At 65.2% G+C, this 19,392-nt stretch carries 15 protein-coding genes; 7 read left to right on the plus strand and 8 right to left on the minus strand.

Annotated features, from left to right (window positions below; translation table 11 throughout):
• Position 1: 1 nt before the first annotated feature.
• On the minus strand, positions 2–1,153 hold the full coding sequence (locus EN853_RS16530; protein ID WP_127860869.1) for an ABC transporter ATP-binding protein: 1,152 nt from the start codon (positions 1,151–1,153) through the stop codon (positions 2–4).
• Positions 1,154–1,454: 301 nt separating this feature from the next.
• Between EN853_RS16530 and EN853_RS16535 the strand changes: the two genes are divergently transcribed.
• From EN853_RS16535 to EN853_RS16555, 5 genes are all read left to right on the plus strand, one after another.
• Positions 1,455–2,843, plus strand: coding sequence for a PLP-dependent aminotransferase family protein (locus EN853_RS16535; RefSeq protein WP_127860868.1), 1,389 nt, complete (start codon positions 1,455–1,457; stop codon positions 2,841–2,843).
• A 9-nt stretch (positions 2,844–2,852) separates the two neighbouring features.
• Complete coding sequence (locus EN853_RS16540; protein ID WP_127860867.1) at positions 2,853–4,097, plus strand: FAD-dependent oxidoreductase; 1,245 nt, start codon at positions 2,853–2,855, stop codon at positions 4,095–4,097.
• 220 nt (positions 4,098–4,317) lie between these two features.
• A complete protein-coding gene (locus EN853_RS16545) occupies positions 4,318–6,027 on the plus strand; it encodes a thiamine pyrophosphate-binding protein (RefSeq protein WP_127860866.1) in 1,710 nt (569 codons plus the stop codon).
• A 32-nt stretch (positions 6,028–6,059) separates the two neighbouring features.
• A complete protein-coding gene (locus EN853_RS16550; protein WP_245517047.1) occupies positions 6,060–8,918 on the plus strand; it encodes a peroxidase family protein in 2,859 nt (952 codons plus the stop codon).
• Positions 8,915–10,312, plus strand: coding sequence for a hypothetical protein (locus tag EN853_RS16555; protein ID WP_127860865.1), 1,398 nt, complete (start codon positions 8,915–8,917; stop codon positions 10,310–10,312). The genes EN853_RS16550 and EN853_RS16555 overlap by 4 nt, the downstream gene beginning before the upstream one ends.
• Before the next feature lie 16 nt (positions 10,313–10,328).
• Here the strand turns inward: EN853_RS16555 and EN853_RS16560 are convergent, their stop codons facing one another.
• The 7 genes from EN853_RS16560 to EN853_RS16590 all read right to left on the minus strand — a co-directional run bounded on the left by EN853_RS16560 (position 10,329) and on the right by EN853_RS16590 (position 17,042).
• A complete protein-coding gene (locus EN853_RS16560; RefSeq protein WP_127860864.1) occupies positions 10,329–11,099 on the minus strand; it encodes an L-iditol 2-dehydrogenase in 771 nt (256 codons plus the stop codon).
• A 28-nt stretch (positions 11,100–11,127) separates the two neighbouring features.
• A complete protein-coding gene (locus tag EN853_RS16565; protein ID WP_127860863.1) occupies positions 11,128–11,886 on the minus strand; it encodes an SDR family oxidoreductase in 759 nt (252 codons plus the stop codon).
• A gap of 34 nt (positions 11,887–11,920) precedes the next feature.
• Positions 11,921–12,649, minus strand: a complete 729-nt coding sequence (locus EN853_RS16570) for an SDR family oxidoreductase (protein WP_127860862.1) — start codon at positions 12,647–12,649, stop codon at positions 11,921–11,923.
• A 22-nt stretch (positions 12,650–12,671) separates the two neighbouring features.
• Positions 12,672–13,919, minus strand: a complete 1,248-nt coding sequence (locus EN853_RS16575; RefSeq protein ID WP_127860861.1) for a sugar ABC transporter permease — start codon at positions 13,917–13,919, stop codon at positions 12,672–12,674.
• Positions 13,916–14,731, minus strand: a complete 816-nt coding sequence (locus EN853_RS16580) for an ATP-binding cassette domain-containing protein (RefSeq protein ID WP_127860860.1) — start codon at positions 14,729–14,731, stop codon at positions 13,916–13,918. The genes EN853_RS16575 and EN853_RS16580 overlap by 4 nt, the downstream gene beginning before the upstream one ends.
• 131 nt (positions 14,732–14,862) lie before the next feature.
• Positions 14,863–15,930, minus strand: coding sequence for a sugar ABC transporter substrate-binding protein (locus EN853_RS16585; protein ID WP_127860859.1), 1,068 nt, complete (start codon positions 15,928–15,930; stop codon positions 14,863–14,865).
• Between the two features lie 227 nt (positions 15,931–16,157).
• The gene (locus EN853_RS16590) at positions 16,158–17,042 is read right to left on the minus strand and encodes an AraC family transcriptional regulator (RefSeq protein WP_127860858.1); all 885 of its coding nucleotides are present in this window, start codon (positions 17,040–17,042) and stop codon (positions 16,158–16,160) included.
• 281 nt (positions 17,043–17,323) lie between these two features.
• Here EN853_RS16590 and EN853_RS16595 point away from each other — a divergent pair, with 281 nt between their 5' ends.
• Complete coding sequence (locus EN853_RS16595) at positions 17,324–17,926, plus strand: ANTAR domain-containing response regulator (protein WP_127860857.1); 603 nt, start codon at positions 17,324–17,326, stop codon at positions 17,924–17,926.
• 2 nt (positions 17,927–17,928) lie between these two features.
• Positions 17,929–19,164 (plus strand): CmpA/NrtA family ABC transporter substrate-binding protein, encoded by a 1,236-nt coding sequence (locus EN853_RS16600; protein WP_167524502.1) that lies wholly within the window; start codon positions 17,929–17,931, stop codon positions 19,162–19,164.
• The last annotated feature ends 228 nt before the right edge of the window (positions 19,165–19,392 follow it).

The following is a 19,392-nucleotide window of genomic DNA, read 5'->3' on the forward strand; positions in this document are numbered from 1 at the left end:
GTCATTTCCCCTGTTTTGGAATGGCGCCGCCCGTCCCGGCATCGGCCGGAAAGGCGCGGCAATCATTGGGCGCGCAGGAAACCGTCACGGTCTCGCCGTTTGCCATCGTCGCTTCGGGGCCGACCTTGACGGTCAGCACCTGGTCGTTGGCGAGCCTGGCCAAAAGGCGCAGGTGATCGCCGAGATAGATCCGGCCGTCGACCGTGGCCGGCAGCGAATTGCCGCCATTGGCAGATGCCGAAAGGCTCAGCCGTTCGGGCCGCACGGCAACATGGCAGGCGGAACCTTGCGCGACGCCGATGGCCAAAGCGGTGATCTCGCCGCCGCCGTTCAGCCGGACCCGGCATTCCTGACCCGAAACGCGGTCGACCACGCCTTCCAGCGTGTTGTTCTCGCCGATGAAGCTCGCCACCAAGGAGCTTTGCGGCGTGTTGTAGAGATCGTCCGGCGAACCGAGCTGGGCGATGGCGCCATTGTTGAAGACCGCGACCCGGTCCGACATCGTCAGCGCCTCGCTCTGGTCGTGCGTGACGTAGACGATGGTGACGCCGAGCATGGTGTGGATCTGCTTGATCTCGAGCTGCATATGCTCGCGCAGTTTCTTGTCGAGCGCGCCGAGCGGCTCGTCCATCAGCACCAGGCGCGGCTCGAACACCAGCGCCCGCGCCAGCGCGACCCGCTGCTGCTGCCCGCCGGAAAGCTGAGTCGGCCGGCGGTCGCTGAACTGCTTCAGCCGCACCATGTCGAGTGCGCGCCCCACTCGCGCCGCGATGTCGGCCTTGCTCATCTGCCGCACCGAAAGCGGAAAGCCGACATTGTCGGCCACGCTCATATGCGGGAACAGCGCGTAGTTCTGGAACACCATGCCGATGTTGCGCTGGTACGGCGGCAACCGGTCGACCGCCTGCCCCTCCAGCGTGATCGTCCCATGGGTCGGCCGCTCGAAGCCGGCAAGCATGTTGAGCGTCGTCGTCTTGCCCGAGCCGGAAGGCCCGAGCAGCGTCAGGAACTCGCCGCGTGCGACGGTGAGGTTCATCCGCGTCACCGCGAATGTCCGCCCGTCATAGGACTTCTCGACCTCGTTGAACTCGACGAAGCCCGGGCTGGGGGCGAGCGCGGGGGATGCCGACAGAGCGGCCTGACCGGCGCTCATCGTGCCCAACCCCAAAGCGCGCCGGATAGGCAACAGGCTAAAATAATGCGCGGCTTGTGATGCATGTCTCCATCCCGTCGGAGTCAGCCAGCGTTCAGTTGGCCGTCCAAACTTGTATGCTCACACAATTGATCTAAATTCGACCATAGATGCATACAAGTTTGGTCGTCAAGCGTGTTTTTGCGACGATTGTGTGATAGTCTTGCGCTCCTTAGGCCCGATGTATGATCACACAATCGGTGTTGTCCGGGACAATGTCTTATGCTAGATGCTGACAACGACGTAGCCGAATCCTGTCCGCATGCTCCAAGACCTTCGCCTTACCGAGGATGAAAATCCGGTCTATCGCCGTCTCGCCGACGCGATCGCCGAGCGCATCGCCACGGGCAGTCTGGCCGTCGGCGAAAGGCTGCCGCCACAGCGTGAGATTGCGCGTGCGCTAGGCATCAACGTCACCACCGTGACGCGTGCCCTGTCGACGCTGCAGGAGCGTGGGCTGCTCGAAGCACGGCCTGGTCGGGGAACGACCGTGGCCGCCCGCGAACAGGCGGAGCGGCCTGGCTTCGTCTCGGCGCCGAGCGACGAAACCGGCATCATCGATCTGTCCGTCAATCGTCCCCCAACGTCGGCCTATCTCGACGCGGTCGCGGCACTGCTGCCGCGCCTGCCGAAGGACAAGCACTATGCCGCGCTGCAGGACTATCACCCGCCGGAAGGCCCGCTGTGGGGCCGCGCGGCGGTCGCCGACTGGCTGAAACCCGTCGCCGGCGACGGCGACCCCGGCCGGGTGGTGCTCGCCGCCGGCGCCCAGCACGGGCTGGACGGCGTGCTCGGCGCGGTGACCAGGCAGGGTGAGGTCGTGCTGGCCGACGAGATCACTTACCAGGGCATCAACGCGCTTTGCCGCGTGCATGGACTGGACCTCAGGGGCGTCGCCATGGATCGCGGCGGCATGCGTCCCGACGCCTTCGACGCAGCCTGCGCGCAACTGCGTCCGCGCGCGGTCTTCCTGGTGCCGACGCTGCACAATCCGACGACGATCACGCTGAGCGAGGAGCGCCGGCACGAGCTTGCCGCGGTCGCCCGGCGGCACAACGTGCTGATCATCGAGGACGATGTCTATCGCCCGCTTGCCGACGATCCGCCGCCGTCCTTCGCCAGTCTCGAACCCGAGCTTACGATCCATCTCGGCGCGCTGTCGAAATGCCTGGCGCCCGGCCTGCGCCTCGGCTTCGTCATTGCCCCACGCCCGATCGCCGGCCAGGTAGCCGCGGCCCTGCGCATCAACTGCTGGAGCATCAGTCCGCTGACGGCGCTGATCGGCGCCAGGCTGATCGAGGAAGGCGCTGCCGCCCGCATCATCGACATCCAGAAACAGGAGCTGCGCCAACGCCAGGCGATCCTGGGCGACATCCTCGGCCGCTTCGACATCCAGGCGCACCCGACATCGACCCATGCCTGGCTGCGCCTGCCCGAGCCCTGGCGCGGCGCGGGCTTTGCCCGCACCTGCCTGGAACGCGGCGTCGCCGTGCTGCCGGGAGATGCCTTCGCCGTCGGCCGCGAGCCGGTCCAGCACGGCGTGCGCATCAATGTCGGCGCCGCGCGCTCGCAGGACGATCTGCGTACGGCGCTCAGCACCATGGCCGAGCTCCTGTCGGCGGGCCATCTGCAATTGCCCGGCTTCGTCTAGGAGCGACAAGTGCCAACTTCTGACAGCATCGAGATTGCCGTCGTAGGCGCCGGCGTAGTCGGGCTGGCGACGGCTTTGCGGCTGGCGGCCGAGGGCCTCGAGGTCATGCTCATCGACCCGAACGAACCCGGCTCGGGCGCCTCGTTCGGCAACGCCGGAACGCTCGCCGAATATGCCTGCATGCCGGTCGGCACGCCCGCCGTGCTGCGCGCCCTGCCGAAACTTCTGTTCGATCCGGACAGCCCGTTTTCGCTGCGCTGGACGGCACTTTTCCAGCTGGCCCCTTGGCTCACGCGCTTCGTTCGCCAGTCGCTGCCGGCGGCGACCCGGGCCAACGCGGCCGCCCTCGCCGGCCTGCTTACCGAGGCCCTGCCCGCCTGGGAAGAAATGGCTTGCGAAGCCAAGGTCACCGACCTTCTGCGCCGCAACGGCTGCCTCTACCTCTATCGCCGAGAGGCGGATTTGACAGGCTCCGCTTCCAGCCGGGACGTGCGCGCCAGCTTCGGCGTCCATCAGCAGGTGCTGACGCCCAAAGAGGTCGCAGCGCTCGAGCCCAACCTGCCCGCCGTCGCGGGTGGCGGCCTGTATTTCCCGGAGTCGCTGAACGTCACCGATCCATCGCAAGTGATGCGCCGGCTGTTCGACGCAGCAAGCGCGCGTGGTGTCGTCCTGTGCCAGGCAAAGGTCACCGGCCTCGAAGCCAACCGCGGCGGCGTCCGGCTGAGCGGTCCTGGCTTCGCCGCCATCGCCAGGAAGGCCGTCATCGCGGCCGGCGCCTTCTCGCGCCCGCTCGCCGCGCTGGCCGGCGACAGGATCCCGCTGGAAACGGAGCGCGGCTATCACCTGGAATTTCCAACCGAGACGCCCTTGCTGACGCGTCCTGTCTGCCCCGTCGATCTCGGCTTCTACATGACGCCGATGGCGGGCCGGCTGCGGGTCGCCGGCACCGTCGAGCTCGGCGGACTTGCCGCTCCGCCCAATCCGCGCCGGCTGGCGCTGCTCGATCGCGGCGTGCGGCAGTTCTTCCCAAACCCGGGCAAACCCTCCTCGCAATGGCTGGGCTTCAGGTCCTCGTTGCCGGATTCGCGACCGGTCATCGGGCCCTCGGCCAAGTCACCGGACGTGATCCATGCCTTCGGCCACGGTCATCTCGGGCTGACGCTGGCAGCGGTAACGGCCCGTTGGGTCGCCGGCTTCATCGCCGGACGGGGGAATCCGCTGGCCGCCGATTTCGCCGCCGCGCGCTTCTCCTAAGGCGCAAGCAACTACGCACTTCAGAAATACTTGGTTTATTAACCTTGAGCTTCGCCTCACTTTTCCACGAATGTTAGCTGCTTCACAGTCAACGCCCGGATCGAAGGACAGACTGTGCATGGTCTGTTTGATTTCATTGAAAATACTTTAGCCCACGCCGGCTGGCCGGTATCGCGGCCGCTTCGACCGCCGGGCCGCGAGGGCAATGGGGGCGTTGCCGATGAGGGTCTACGAGGCAATCGTCAAAGGGCTGGAAGGGATCGGCGTCGGCGCCGCGTTCGGTGGCGCGGGCGAGAATGCCGCCGGACTGATGCTGGCGCTGAAACATTCCAAGTCGATACGGCCGGTGATCACCCGGCACGAGCAGGCCGCCTCCTTCATGGCCTGCGGCTATGCCATGTTCTCCGGCCAACTCGGTGTCTGTTTTGCCACCGCCGGGCCCGGCGCCTTCAACCTGTTCTCCGGCCTCGCGGTCGCGATGTCGGATTCCTATCCGGTGCTCGCCATTTCAGGCTTCGCCTCGCGCAAATGGACCGGCAAGGGCGCGCTGAACGAGACCTCAGGCGTCAGCCGCACGCCGAACTCGCAGGCGATGTTCGCCGCGACGACGAAGAAATCCTTCCTGCTCACCGATGCCGCGAAAACCTGCGATGTGCTGGAAGAAGCCGTCAACATCGCTTTCGAAGGCCGGCCGGGCCCCGTGCATATCCACGTGCCGGAAGACCTCACCGATCACGGCGTCTCGGTCGACAATTTCCGCCCGATCGAGCTTCAGGTGAAGCCTGTCCTGCCGGACCCAGCGCGGGTGCGGGATGTGGCTGAAACGCTCGTGGACGCGCTAGAAAAAGGCAAGAAGGTCCTGGCGCTGATCGGCTTCGGCGCGGTGAAGAGCGGCGCCGGCCACGAGCTGAAGCAGCTCATTGAGCGCTACCGGATACCCTTCGCCACCACGCTCGACGGCAAGGGCATCATTTCCGAGCGCCATCCGCTGTGCGCCGGCGTCTTCTGCGACAGCGGCCACAGCGCCGCCTGGGAGGCTTTTCTCGATGCCGACCTCGTTCTCGCTGTCGGCAATTCCTTTGCCCAGCATGCGACCTTCGGTTTCCGCGACGACCTGTTCGCGGACCGCAAGCTCCTCCACATCAACATCGACAGCGGCGAGATCGACAAGGTCTACAAGGCGGACGGCGCCGTCATCGCCGACGCGAAGCTGGCGGTCGGCACCCTCCTCAACAAGATGTCGGACATGCTCGAACCGAGCGTCCCGGCGGACCGCGAAGCGACCGATTACAGCGATGAGCACATCCTCCATCTCACCGGCAAGATCCATCCCGGCCAGATGGCGCAATCGCTGTCGAAACGCCTGCCGGACAATGCCATCGTGCTTGCCGATGCCGGCGCGCACCTTGCCTGGCTCGGCTACTATCTGCAGATCGCGCCGGGCCAGAATTTCCGCAAGCCCGGCGGCTTCGGCCCGATGGCCGGCAATGTCAACGGCGCGCTCGGCGTCAAGCTCGCGCATCCCGACCGTACGGTGATCGTCGGCTGCGGCGATGGCTGCTACCTGCTTTCGGGCTTCGAGCTGCTCACCGCCGTCCAGTACGACATCCCGGTGATCTGGATCGTCTTCAACAATGCCGAGTTCCAGCTGATCAAGCTCTACCAGCTGCAGTCCTATCACGAATACGGGCTGGTCGATTTCGACAATCCCGACTACGTCGGCTTCGCCCAATCCTGCGGCGCGAAGGGCTATCGAGTCGAGACACTGGACGAATTCGAAGCCGCGCTCGACGAGGCGCTGGCGCTCGGCAAGCCCGCAGTCATCGACGCCCACATCACACGGCTGGCGCTACCGCACTACAGCGCCTCGCCCGAGGGCGTGGTCGCGGGCGTCGCCGAAATGATCGCGGAACGCATCCGCTCTGACTGATCCGGAGGCACATCGTGTTGATGCAGGCTGGCATGCAAGCAACAGTGAGTTGGCGCGAGATACCGCAAGGCTCCGCGGAGGATGAGCGGCTGCTATTCGAGAAGCTGGCGCAGGACATGATGCATGTCCAGCTCAAGACCAGGCGGCGCTCCAAGGCCGCAGGCATCCAGCGCGCCTTCCACGCCAAGCCGATCTTCGCCTCGATCGACGCGACGCTGCGCTTCAATGAAGACCTTCCGGCCGACTTTCGCGCCGGCTTCGCCCAGCCCGGCAAGGCCTATCCCGCGATCGTGCGCTTTTCCAACGCGAACGGTTCTGGCCAGGCCGACTACAAGCCCGACCTGCGCGGCGTGGCGCTGCGCGTCAAGGTTTCGGACAAGGAGCAGCACGATCTTTTAGCAACCAACTTCCCGGTTTCGCATGCCCGCGATGCCAGGCAGTTCGTCGCCTTCGCCAAGGCGACCGCCGGCGGCACGATCGGCAGAATCGTCGGGCTTGCCAGCCTCGCGGTCCGCTTCGGTCCGGCTGAAGTGGGCCGCATGCTGAAGAACGTCTCAAAGGGCCGCAATCGCAAAGTGCGCAGCGTCGCGCTGGAGACGTTCTGGAGCCGCGGCGCCATACGCTGGGGCGAGACGCTTGCTGTCCGCTACCTACTGCGGCCGGTGCCGAGCACCGCGCCCGCGCCGGATCCGTCCACCACGGATGCAAGTTACCTGTCGAACGAATTCGCCGCGCGGCTGGCAAATGGCGACATCCGTTTTGAGCTCTGCGTCCAGCCCTTCATCGACGAGCGCTCGACGCCGATCGAGGACACCGCGGTCGAGTGGAGCGAAACTGTCTCGCCGCCGATCAAGGTGGCTGAGCTCACCATCACCCAGCCCTCGGCCGGCACCGCCGAAGCCTTCACCAACACCAGGGTGATCGACGAGCTTGCCTTCAACCCGTGGAACACGACCGACGAATTCCGACCGCTCGGCAATCTGAACCGGGCGCGCAAGGTCGTCTATGACGCGAGTGCCGCGCATCGCCTGGCCTATCGCTGGCGCGCCGAGGCGCCGCTGCGCAACCGTGTGCTGGGCGCCATCGCGCGCCAGGCCTTCATCGTCATCAATCGCCGCATCGAATGGCACAAGCTGCCGCTTCGCCTCAGCCTGCTCAATCTTGACGCCTTCCGCTATGTGCTGCGGCAGAAGAACCTGATCGGTACGGAAGTTGTCGAGGAGCCGCCGCAGGCGCGGCCAGAGCCGCAGGCGCCGATCCCCGAGGTGGTGCGGCAGACCCGCACTTATGACGGCACCTACAACGACCTCTCGGCGCCGAAGATGGGCGCTGTCGGCGCAACATTCGGCCGCAACCTGACACCGGCCTACGCGCCCGATCTCTTCGACACGCCGAACCCGGTCGTCGTCGCCGAACAGTTGCTGCATCGCGAGACCTTCATCCCGGCGCGCTCGCTCAATATCCTTGCCGCAGCCTGGATCCAGTTCCAAGTGCATGACTGGGTGAACCATGCCCGCAATCCGCTCGGCAAGAACGACATCGTGGTGCCGCTGCCTCCCGGCATGAAGTGGACGAATTCAGTCGGCGGCAAACCGGAAGAGATAATGCGCATTGCCGGCAACCAGGCGCTGGACCGGGGCCCCGGCTGGCCGCCGGTCTATTTCAGCAACGCCGCCTCGCACTGGTGGGACGGATCGGAAGTCTATGGTCCGAACAGCGCCAAGGCGAATATGCTGCGCGAAGGCGCCAAGATCAGGCTGGTCGACAACCACCTGCCGGTCGACATCAAGGGCTTCGAGGTCACCGGCTTCAACGAGAGCTGGTGGCTCGGCCTCAGCGCCATGCACACGCTGTTCGCGCGCGAGCACAATCTGCTCTGTGACGAATTGCGCCTCCGCTACAGGAACTGGGACGACGAGCGCATCTATCAGACCGCGCGCCTTATCGTCTCGGCGCTCATCGCCAAGATCCACACCGTGGAATGGACGCCGGCGATCCTCGCCACACGGGCGATCGAGGTCGGCTTGTCCAGCAACTGGAACGGCCCGCCCGCCAATGACTGGGTGACCAAATTCGGCCTGTGGCTGCTCGACGAGCATGCGTCGACCGGCATCCCGAAGACGATGCCGGACCACCACGCCGCGCCCTATTCGCTGACCGAGGATTTCACCACCGTCTACCGCATGCATCCGCTCCTGCCGGACGACTATTGCTTCTACCACCACCGGTCCGGCGAGAAGATCGCCGAGAAAGGCTTCCTCGATATCCAGGGCGCCAACGCCGACGACATCATGCGCTGCTTCGGCCTGCGCAACACGCTCTATTCCTTCGGCGTCGCGCATCCGGGCGCCATCGCCTTGCACAACTTCCCAAGGTCGCTGCTGAAGCTTGAGCGCGACAACGAGATCATCGATCTCTCTGTGGTCGACATCGTGCGCACCAGGCGGCGCGGCGTGCCGCGCTACAATGATTTTCGCGCCGGCCTGCACCGGCCGCGCATCAGGAGCTTCGAGGAGGTTACGGCGAGCCCCGAGGACGCGCGGCTGCTCAAGCAGATCTACGGTGACGTCGACAAGATCGATACCGTGGTCGGCCTGCTCTCAGAGCCGGCGCCGGCGGGCTTCGGCTTCAGCGACACCGCCTTCCGCATCTTCATCCTGATGGCGTCGCGCCGGCTGCAGAGCGACCGATTCCTCACCGTCGACTACAGGCCGGAGATCTACTCGCCTTTCGGCATCGACTGGATCGCCAACAACGGCATGACCAGCCTCATCCTGCGCCACTGCCCCGACCTCGCCTCGGTGCTGCCGAGGACGCAGAGCGCCTTCGCGCCGTGGCGGCCGATCGTGCCGGCAAGCACGGATCCTGCCATGGCGGGAGCGAAGCCATGACGGCGCCGCTCAAGCCGGCCCTGGCCGCGAACGGCAGCATTGCCTCGGGGCTCGGTGTGCTTTTGAAGCGGCCGCTCGTCGAGACGATCTTCCGCCGACGCACGCATCGCGTCAGCCAGGGTAGCTCGGTGCTCGCCGGCAGCATGAGCTACGAGTCGCAAGAGCCGCGCGAGCCGCTGTCCGAGCTCGAGGAAGCGGTGCTGATCGCCATGACTGGCTGCACCGGCCTCACCATGCCCGACCGGCCCTTCGAGGACCCGGCGACCAAGAAGCCGGTGATGGCCAAGCCCAACCTCACCATGGCCGGCCGCACCGCGGGCAGCCCCGACAATGCGCAAGGCACGCACTTTTTCCTGATCAATGACAGCGGCACCTATTTCCTGCGCAAGCTTGTGCCGCCCGCCGACGGCGACACAGCTTTCACGCCAGAGCGGCTGTTGGAGCGAGCGCGCGAAGCCAAGGTTAAGATCCTCGACAGGCGGCTCGACGTCGCCGAAGGCCAGCGCGACTTTCCGGCCTATCTCGATTCCAACCGTTTTCTCTCGAACCTGCCGGGCACCACCATCCTGCTGCCGGTCGTCGATCTGTCGCGCCAGTACATCAACGGCATGATGTACTTGCTGACCCAGCCCGACGGGGCGCGGCCTCACATCGTCGATGACCGCAATTTCTATCGCTCGGCCGGCGTCAAGCGCTGGGTCAAGAACGGCTTCCTCAACAAGGACCTGAAGATCCCGCTCGGCGCCATCGGCTCGCTGCGCACGCAGATCGAGGCCGATCTCTTGCTGCAGAACGTCTTCCTCGTCGCCGACGCCATGGGGCTTGGCGCCTGGATCCACGGTTCGATCAGCCCGCCGGTGCTGCTCGGCGATCCGAAATTCTCGAAGACCTATGGCGCCATGCTCGGCTTCGACGTGGCGGTGCCGCGCTGGCGCCTGATGGACCTGCTGCGCTGGCACATACCGCTGCCCAAATACTCCAACCTGCGCAGCAACCCGATCGGCCTGCGTTTCAAGGGCGAGCATCTGATCAAGGGCATGTCGCCGCCTTTCTACGACTCGATGGCTGACGCTGTTGCCGAAGTGGTCGGGGCGAAGTTCGGCAAGAACGGCCTTTACTCGGACGAGAAGCTGTTTGCCCAAATCTACAAAGGCGACTACGGCCACCGATATCTCAACGAGGCGGCGATCTACACACCGGACGTCATCGACTGCGTGAGCGACATCTGCACCTACATCTACGAGACGCACGGCCGCTTCCCGGCGCATTGCGATGCCATTCACGTGCCGGGCATCTGGCTGCAGGTACATCACGTCGATGTCGGCTACTACCAGCGCTTCTTCCGCAACGGCCTCACCGACGCACATCTCAACCACGCGCGCGATTGGCACTGATACGGCGGCGAGTTGATCAGCTCATCCAGTTGCCGCCGTCGACATTGAGCGTCTGCGCCACGACATAGTCGGCATCGCTCGACGCCAGGAAGATGGCCGCGCCTCGGTAGTCGTCGGGATCGCCCATGCGCCCCGCCGGCACTGCCAGCCCGACCTGCCGCTTCTTCTCGCCGATTGGCAGGTTCTCGTAGCGCGCGAACAGCGCGTCGACCTGATCCCACATCGGCGTGTCGACTACGCCCGGCGCGATGCCGTTGACGTTGATGCCGTGCTTGATGAGCGCAAGGCCAGCCGACTGGGTGATGCTGATCACGGAGGCCTTCGTCGCGCAGTAGACGGCGACCAGCGCCTCGCCGCGCCGTCCTGCCTGTGAAGCCATGTTGATGATCTTGCCGCGGCGCCCCTGCGCGACCATGCGCCTTGCCACCGCCTGCAGCGTGAACAGCAGGCCCTTCACATTGACCGAGAATTGCAGGTCGAAGCTCTTCTCAGAGATTTCCAGCAGCGGCCCCATGTCGAAGACGGCGGCATTGTTGACAAGGATGTCGATGCCGCCATGCGTCCTTGTCACCTGGTCGACCATCGCCTCGATCGAGGCGAGATCGCGCACGTCGAGCCGGACAGTGGAAGCCTTGCCGCCCAGTTCCTGCGCCAGCGCGTCCGCCTTGTCGATCGCCATATCGGCGATGACGACATGAGCGCCTTCGGCGACGAAGCCGCGCACGATGGCCGCTCCGATGCCTTGCGCGCCGCCGGTGACGACGGCGACCTTGTCCTTGAGTTTCATGCCGGTTCTCCTATCTCAGCGCCCTGTGTCAGCGCGTGGTATAGCCGCCATCGATGACCAGCACTTCGCCGGTCACATAGCTCGAGGCAGCAGAGCACAGGAAAAGCGCGGCCGCCGCAACCTCTTCCGGCTGGCCGACGCGGCCCATCGGGGTCATGCCGCGCCAGATCGGGAACCATTCCGGATTCTCGATGCCGCCGCGCGAAAGGTCCGTTTCGATATAGCCGGGCGCGACGGCATTGACGCGGATGTTCTCGGCCGCGACCTCGCTGGCCAGGCTCTTGGTCATCATATGCACCGCCGCCTTGGAACTGTTGTAGGCGACCTGGTTCTGCGGAATGTTGGAAACAATGCCTGAGATCGAGCCGACATTGAGGATCACGCCGCCGCCCTGGCACCGCATCGGCGCCAGCGCCGCCCTGCAGCAGCGGAACACGGCATCGACATTGATCGCCATCGTCTGCCGCCAGATGTCCTCCGGATAGTCGCCGCTGTCGCCATGCACGGCGATGCCGGCGCTGTTAACCAGGATGTCGAGCCGGCCGGCCTTCGCGAGCGTGTCGGCGATCAGTCTGTCCGGCGCCTTCTCGTCCAGCATTTCGGCGGCAAGGAAATCGGAGGCGAGGCCGACAAGCTCCTGTCGCGCATCGTCCTTCATCGTCCGGCCCGCGACGACGACGCGCGCTCCGGCCTCGCCGAGCGCCTTGGCGATGGCAAGGCCGATGCCGCGTGTGCCGCCAGTCACCAGCGCCACCTTGTGGTTCAGCCGGAAGCGGTCGAGGATCATGATCGCGGTTCCATCGCGCGGTTTTAGGGACAGCTCAGATGTCGACACTCTGCGGCAGGATGACGAGGTCGCGGATTGTGACGTTGCGCGGCCGCGTCAGCATGAAGAGCACGGCATCGGCCACTTCCTTGGCCTCCATCAGGCTGCCGGCAGCCAGCGCCTCTTCCATCTTGGCCTTGGGCCAATCGCTGAGCAGCGCCGTGACCACCGGACCGGGCGCGACGGCACCGACGCGGATGCCATGCTTCAGCACCTGGCGGCGAACCGTGTGCACGAAGGCCTGTACGGCGAATTTCGAGGCGGTGTAGATCGGCTCCCAAACCACGGGAACGAAGCCCGCGACGGAACTGGTGACGATGATGTCGCCGCTCTTCTTCTCGATCATATGCGGCAGCACGGCATGGACGGTGCGGAAGACGGCGTTGATGTTGAGGTTGAGCATCCGGTCCCATTGGTCGGGATCGCCGGACGCCACCTCGCCGCCGACATAGGCGCCGGCATTGGCATGGAAGATGTCGAGCCGGCCGGCCTTCTCCAGGACCTGCGGCATCATGCGCTCGACGCTCGCCGGGTCGAGCAGGTCGGTGACCACGGCGCAGGCGTTGTCGCCGAGCTCCGCGACGAGCGCCTTCAGGCGATCCTCGGCCCGATCGACCAGGACGACCTTCGCGCCGGCGGCGAGCATGGCGCGGGCGCATTCCAGCCCGATGCCGGAGGCAGCACCAGTGATTGCGGCAACCTTGCCGGAGAGACTTTCAGACATTGCGATCCTCTTCGATGAGCCGTCAGGCGCGGCCGTGTGAGACGCGCGAGCGGCGGGCGAGAGAATCGACGATGACCGCGATCGCCAGCACGCAGCCGGTGATCATGTACCGGAGCGAGGATGACAGATCGAGCAGCGTCAGGCCGCTTGCGATGGATTGGATGACGATGATGCCGAGCAGCGCCGAATAGGCGCTGCCGCGGCCGCCGAACAGGCTGGTGCCGCCGATGACGGCGGCCGCGATGGCGTTGAGGTTGACGTCGCCTGTGCCGGCCTGCTGGCTGGCGGTTGCCAGCCGCGCCGCCGAGAGCAGGCCGCCGGTCGCAGCCAGCGTGGCGCAGAGCGCGAAGGCGCTCGTGTAGATAAGGCGCACGTTGATGCCGGCGCGGCGCGCCGCTTCGCGGTTGCCGCCGACAGCGGTCATCGAGCGGCCCCACTGGGTCCGCTTCAGCGCATAGTTCATCGCCACGACCAGAGCGACGAACAAGGCGAACATCCATGGCACGCCGCGCGACCGGTTAAGGTAGTAAGCCACCAGCTCGAGCGCGAGCGTGATCGCGACGGCCTGCAGCAGAAGTCCGCCGAACGAGCGCGACGACAGCCCTGCGGCCTGGCGGCGCTGCGCCTTGCGGTAGCCGAGAGCCAGGGCAAGCACGCCGGGCGCCACCGCCAGCGCGTACGACACCCAATGCGGCATCACCAGGAGCTGGCCGAAATTCACCAGCGGCGAGTCATAAGGCAGGTTGATCGAGCCGGTCGGGCCGAGGATGTAGAGTTGCAGGCCGAGGAAAGCGAGCAGGCCCGAAAGCGTCGACACGAAGCTCGGCATGCCGAGCCGGTTGAGCAGCAGCGCGTAGACGCAGCCGGTCACGAACCCGACCGCCATCGCCGCCAGGATGGCGAGCGCGACCGGCCAGCCCCACTGGACCCAAAGCACGCCGAGCAGCGCCGATGACAGGCCACTGACGGAGCCGACGGACAGGTCGATCTCGCCGACCATCAGAACGCAGACGATGCCGAGCGAGATGATGCCGACCGTCGAGCAGTCGAACAAAAGGTTGACCAGATTGTTCGGCGACAGGAACACCGGGTTGAGCGTCTGGAAGATCGTGCAGATCAGCACCAGTCCGACAACCACGGGCAGCGATCCCAGATCGCCGGAGCGGACGCGGTCGAGGAAACCGCTGATGGCGCCCTTCGCGCCGCTGCGATCCTTCAGGCGCTCGTCGCTGCGATCGAGCAGCGCGCCGCGATCGGAAGCCGTCGTCATGGCTGTTCTCCTTGCGCCCTCGCCTCGGCGGCGCGCCTGCCGCGCCGCGAGACGGCATTGTCGTCGGCGCCGGTTATCGCCGTCACCAGTTCCTGGTTGGATGCGCCGGGCAGGAAGATGCCGTTGTTGCGGCCAAGCCGCAGCACCACGATACGGTCGGCCACGGCGCGCACGTCTTCCATGTTATGGCTGATCATGACGACGCCCAGCCCGCGATCGCGCACGCGCTCGATGAGGTTCAGCACCTCGGCCGTCTGAGCGACGCCGAGCGCCGCAGTTGGTTCGTCGAGCAGAATGACCCTCGGCTCCATCAGCAGCGAGCGGGCGATTGCGACAGTCTGCCGCTGGCCGCCCGAGAGCGACGCTACCGGTTCGCGCACGCTGGGTATGCGCGCCGACAGCTCCTTGAGCAGGGTCCATGCGCGCACCTCCATCGAAACCTCGTCGAGGCGGAGCGGATGGAGCTCGCGGCCGAGGAAGATGTTGGCCACGACGTCGAGGTTCTCGCAGAGCGCTAGGTCCTGGAACACGGTGGCGATGCCGAGCTTCAGCGCCGCGGCGGGGTTGGCCAATGTCACCGGCTGGCCGTCGAAGGTGATCGAGCCGGAGCTCGGCATGTGCGCGCCGGCAAGGATCTTGACCAGCGTCGATTTGCCGGCGCCGTTATCCCCGACCAGGGCCACGATCTCGCCGGCATTGATGTCGAGATCGACATCGGTGAGGGCCGACACGGCGCCGAAATTCTTCGAGATGCCGCGCAGGCTGAGCACTGGCGGCCGGCTTGTCGTGGACGAGGTGTCGGGTATTGCCATGGCCTGTTTCTCTTCCCGCGTTCTGATCGATATGTCCGGCCGCCAGGCGGCCGGACACCGGGCTGTCGCCTTGGCGACGCGGCTTGCGCCGCATCGCTCCGGAGACAATGCCGCCAGCGCGGCCTTGCTCCTTATTCGATGCCGAGCTTCTTGCAACCTTCGGCGTAGCGGTCGGTGCAGAGCTGGGCGGCGGTCTGGATCTTCTTGTCGATGATCTCGGCCTTCAGGTTCTCCTGCGTCACCACCGCCGGCACGAAGAGCTGCGAGGGCGTGTCGTAGAGCGTCGTCTCGGCTTTCGGTGTCTCGCCCTTGAGAAGCTGCACCGCGACGTTTGCCGCGGCCGCGGCGACGATTTCGCTGGGCTTGGAAATAGTGTTGTACTGATCGCCGGCAATGATGAGCTGCAAGGCGGCGATCGTGGCGTCGTTGCCCGTCACCGTGGGCACCGGATCGACGCCGGCGGCCTTGAACGCGGCGATGGCGCCGCCGCCCGTGCCGTCATTGGCGGCGACCACGCCGACGATCTTGTTGCCGAAGCGCGAGATCTGCCCCGCCGCCCATTGCTGGGCATTCGACGGCGCCCAGTTCGGCGTGTCGAACTCGGCGAGCGTCTTGTAGCTGCCGGTCTTGAGGCCTTCGTGGATGCCGTCCTTGATCAGGCCCGCGGCGGCATCGGTCGGAGAGCCGTTGATCTGCAGCACGCCGCCATCGCCGTCGCTCGGCACGCCCTTGGCCTTGAGATGCTCCACCAGCGAGGCAGCGATTGCCTTGCCGATGGCCTTGTTGTCGAACGACACATAGAAATCGGCCTTGGCGTCCGGGATCGGGCGGTCATAGGCGATGACCTTGACGCCCTGCGCCTGCGCATTGTGCACCAGCGACGCCGCTGCCGCGGAATCGACCGGGTCGAGCACGACCACCTTGGCGCCCTGGGTGATGACCGAATTGAACTGCTGCTGCTGCTTGGTCACGTCGGCGTCGGCGTTGAGGTAGAGCACCTTGCAGCTGTCGCAGAGCTTCTTCATTTCGGCGACGAAGCCGGGATGGTCATGCTCCTCGTAACGCGTCGAGCCCTGGTCCGGCATCAGGAACGCAACCGTGGAGCCGGCAATATCCTGCGCGTTGGCAAACGTTGCGCCGAGTGCAAGGCACGATACCGCAAGCGTGGCCGCGGTCAATCTGGACATGTATCTGGACATAGGGTCTTCTCCATTCCCGTTGTTTGATGTAATAGACCTCGGCGTCGGGCTGCGGACATCCGATCCAACCGCCTGATTGGAAGTCTAGCCAACTCGTGCACCAGCCTCACGGCTTCCTCCCGCTGGCATGACACGAGGAAATACTTACCTATCGCTGGTTCGCTTGCGCGCCCCATCGCTTCGTCTTGACCCCTATTTAAGGCTTGTTTCTCCTCCCAAACTCCTTTCTATGCGGCGCGCGCGGCCGCGAAATTATCCGCAACCAAGCGTCTGAACTGCGAAGGCGGCATGCCCTTCTCGGCCAGGAACTGGCGGTTGAAGTTCGACAGATTGTTGAAGCCGACCTCGAAGCAGATATCTGAAATCTGCGCCTGCTCGTCGCTCATCAGGATCTGGCAGGCGAGATTGATGCGCAGGCGCTTGATGTATTGCAGCAGCGACATGCCGGTGTGCTTGCGAAACGATCGCGAGAACGCGCTCGGCGTCTGGCCCGCGATCGCCGCCAGGTCGCCTTCGTCGAATTGCTGGGTCAGGTTCTCGCGGATATAGGCCAGCGCCTGGTTTATGCCGGCAGACATGTATCCCGACGGGTCCGGCAGATAGTTTTCGCTGGCCAGCACGCGCGGCGAAGTCTCTCGGCTCAGCGCCTCCAGGATCGACATGAACAGGCTGATCCGGTGCACGCCATAGGCATGGGTGATCTCCGCCAGCAGCGGCATGACCTGCCTGCTCACGCTGTTGCTGAACAGGACGCCGCGCCGCGACAGGTCTAGCAGCGGCGACACGGCGCCGAGCTCGGGAAAAGTCGCGATCGCGCCGCCGATGAATTCCTCGCTGAACTGGACCAGCCTGCAGCGCAGCGGAACCGACTGTCCCTCCGGAACTTCGCTGATCCAGTTGTGCGGCAGGTTCGGGCCGGCCAGAACAAGATTGCCGATCTCGAACTCGCCGATGAAGTCGCCGACGAAATAGCGGCCCTTGGTCGCTACGATCTGGTGCAGCTCGTATTCAGGATGAAAATGCCAGCGCACCGTATGGTACGGATAGCCGTGCCACTTCACCGCGAATGACTCGCCAGGCCTTATCTGTATGACTTCCAGATCGGGTCCCATTGCTTCCTCCCGGAGGCTGTAGGGGTGCTTCAGCCTTCGAACCGCGGCCGTTTGTTCGGCTCATCTAGGGTCAGGATAACGGTGGCCAAGCATGTCCGCCACCTCGCCACGCCGCGCCGACTGATACGTTTTTGACCGTTTGGCCTAGCGAAGAATGTATCCTCGAAAATTAGCGGCCTCGAATATCTGCAGCTGACTAACGGCGCTTTTGCGCGGGGAAAGTTCGCCGCGCACCACGTTGCCGCATTGCACAATCTCGCCCCGGCTGCACAATAGGCGCAATGACCGCCGGTTCGCTGACCATTCTTGTTATCGATGATAACCGCATCCGTGCCTCGATCATCGAGGCCGGATTGCGGGACGCCGGCCATCGCCACGTCACGGTGATCCATGACGTCGCCGGCATCGCTCGGCGCATCGCCGAGATCGAACCGGATGTCATCGTCATCGATCTCGAAAATCCCAACCGCGACATGCTGGAGAACATGTTCCAGCTCTCGCGCGCGGTGAAACGGCCGATCGCGATGTTCGTCGACCGCGCGGACCAGGCCTCGATCGAAGCGGCCGTCGACGCCGGCGTGTCGGCCTATGTCGTCGACGGGCTGAAGAAGGAACGCATCAAGCCGATCCTGGACATGGCGATAAGCCGCTTCAATGCCTTCTCGCGCATGGCGCGCGAACTGGAGGAGGCACGCAGCGAGCTCGAGAACCGCAAGGTCATCGATCGGGCCAAGGGCATATTGATGAAGTCGCGCGGCCTGAGCGAGGAGGCCGCCTACGCGCTTCTGCGCAAGACCGCCATGAACCAGAACCGCAAGATCGCCGAGATCGCCCAGAGCCTGGTGACGGCGGCGGGGCTGCTGGGTCCGCTGGAGGGCGAATGAGCATGGCAGCTGCGCATCAGATCACCGCCGGCTTCATGCCGCTCTTCGACAGCGCCGTTCTGGTGGTGGCCGGCGAGATGGGCTTTGCCGCCCGCGAGGGCATCGAGCTCAAGCTGCATCGAGAGACCTCCTGGGCCAACATCCGCGACCGCATCGCCATCGGCCATTTCGATGTGGCGCACATGCTGGGACCGATGCCGCTCGCCTGCAGCCTCGGCCTCACGCCGCTTGCATCCGAGACCATAGTGCCCTTCTCGCTCGGGCTCGGCGGCAACTGCGTCACGGTCTCCAATGCGGTGTGGGAAGGCATGGCGGCGCATGGCGCCGCGCCCGATCTCGACCCTGCGCGCGCCGGAGCGGCGCTTGGCGCGCTGATCCGCGAGCGGACGGCCAGCCGCGAGCCGCTGCGCTTCGCTGTCGTGCACCCGCATTCCGGTCATAACTACGAGCTGCGCTACTGGCTCGCCGCCTGCGGCATCGATCCAGACCGCGACATCGAGATTGTCATCGTGCCGCCGCCCTTCATGGCCGATGCGCTCGCCGCCGGCCGCATTGACGGCTATTGCGTCGGCGAGCCCTGGAACAGCGCCGCGGTCGCGGCCGGCACCGGCCGCATCGTCACCGTCAAGGCGCTGCTGTGGCGCAACAGCCCGGAAAAAGTGATCGGCGCCCGCAGGGCATGGGCGGAGGAAAATCCGGACGCGCTGGCGGCGCTGCTCAGGGCGCTGCATCACTCCGCCCGCTGGTGCCAGGATCCGGCAAACCGCGGCGAGCTGGCCGAGCTGATGGCCAGGCCAGCTTTCCTCGGCCAGTCCGAGGCGATCCAGATGCCGATCCTCACCGGACTGCTTCAACTCGGCGGCGGTGTGGAGCGGCGCGTCGAGGACTTCTTCCTGCCCTTCGACAAGGCGGCGAACTTTCCCTGGAAGAGCCACGCGCTGTGGTTCTACACGCAGATGGTGCGCTGGCGGCAGTTGCCGCACACGCCGCAAAACCTCGCCATTGCTCGCGACTGCTACCGGCCAGACCTCTACCGCTCGGCGCTTAAGCCGCTTGGCGTCGCCCTGCCCGGCGCCAATGCCAAGGTTGAGGGCGCGCTGAAGATCGCGACGCCGGTCGGTTCGGCCGGGGCAAGCCTCGTGCTTGGCCCCGACGGATTCTTCGACGGCCAGATCTTCGATCCGGACAAGGTCGACGCCTACATCACGGACCAGAAATCGGCCCGGAAATCGGTCTGATCATTTCCGCGCCATTCTTGTGCATTGCACAAAAATTATGCGTGCAGTTGCTCTAATGAACGATCGTTAGTCTGCTCACCTTGCCGCCTTGTGTTGCTACGATCGGCACCGACCACTGATTTCATTGATGTTTTTCTTCCCGCCCTAAACTGGCACGCTTCGTGCTTTGGAATAGTCAGGCCCTTCGCGGGCAATAGAACAGGCGTCCAATGGCGGGCGCCACAGGCA

Origin of the sequence: Mesorhizobium sp. M1C.F.Ca.ET.210.01.1.1 (genome assembly GCF_004791585.1) — a bacterium.
GTDB lineage: Bacteria > Pseudomonadota > Alphaproteobacteria > Rhizobiales > Rhizobiaceae > Mesorhizobium.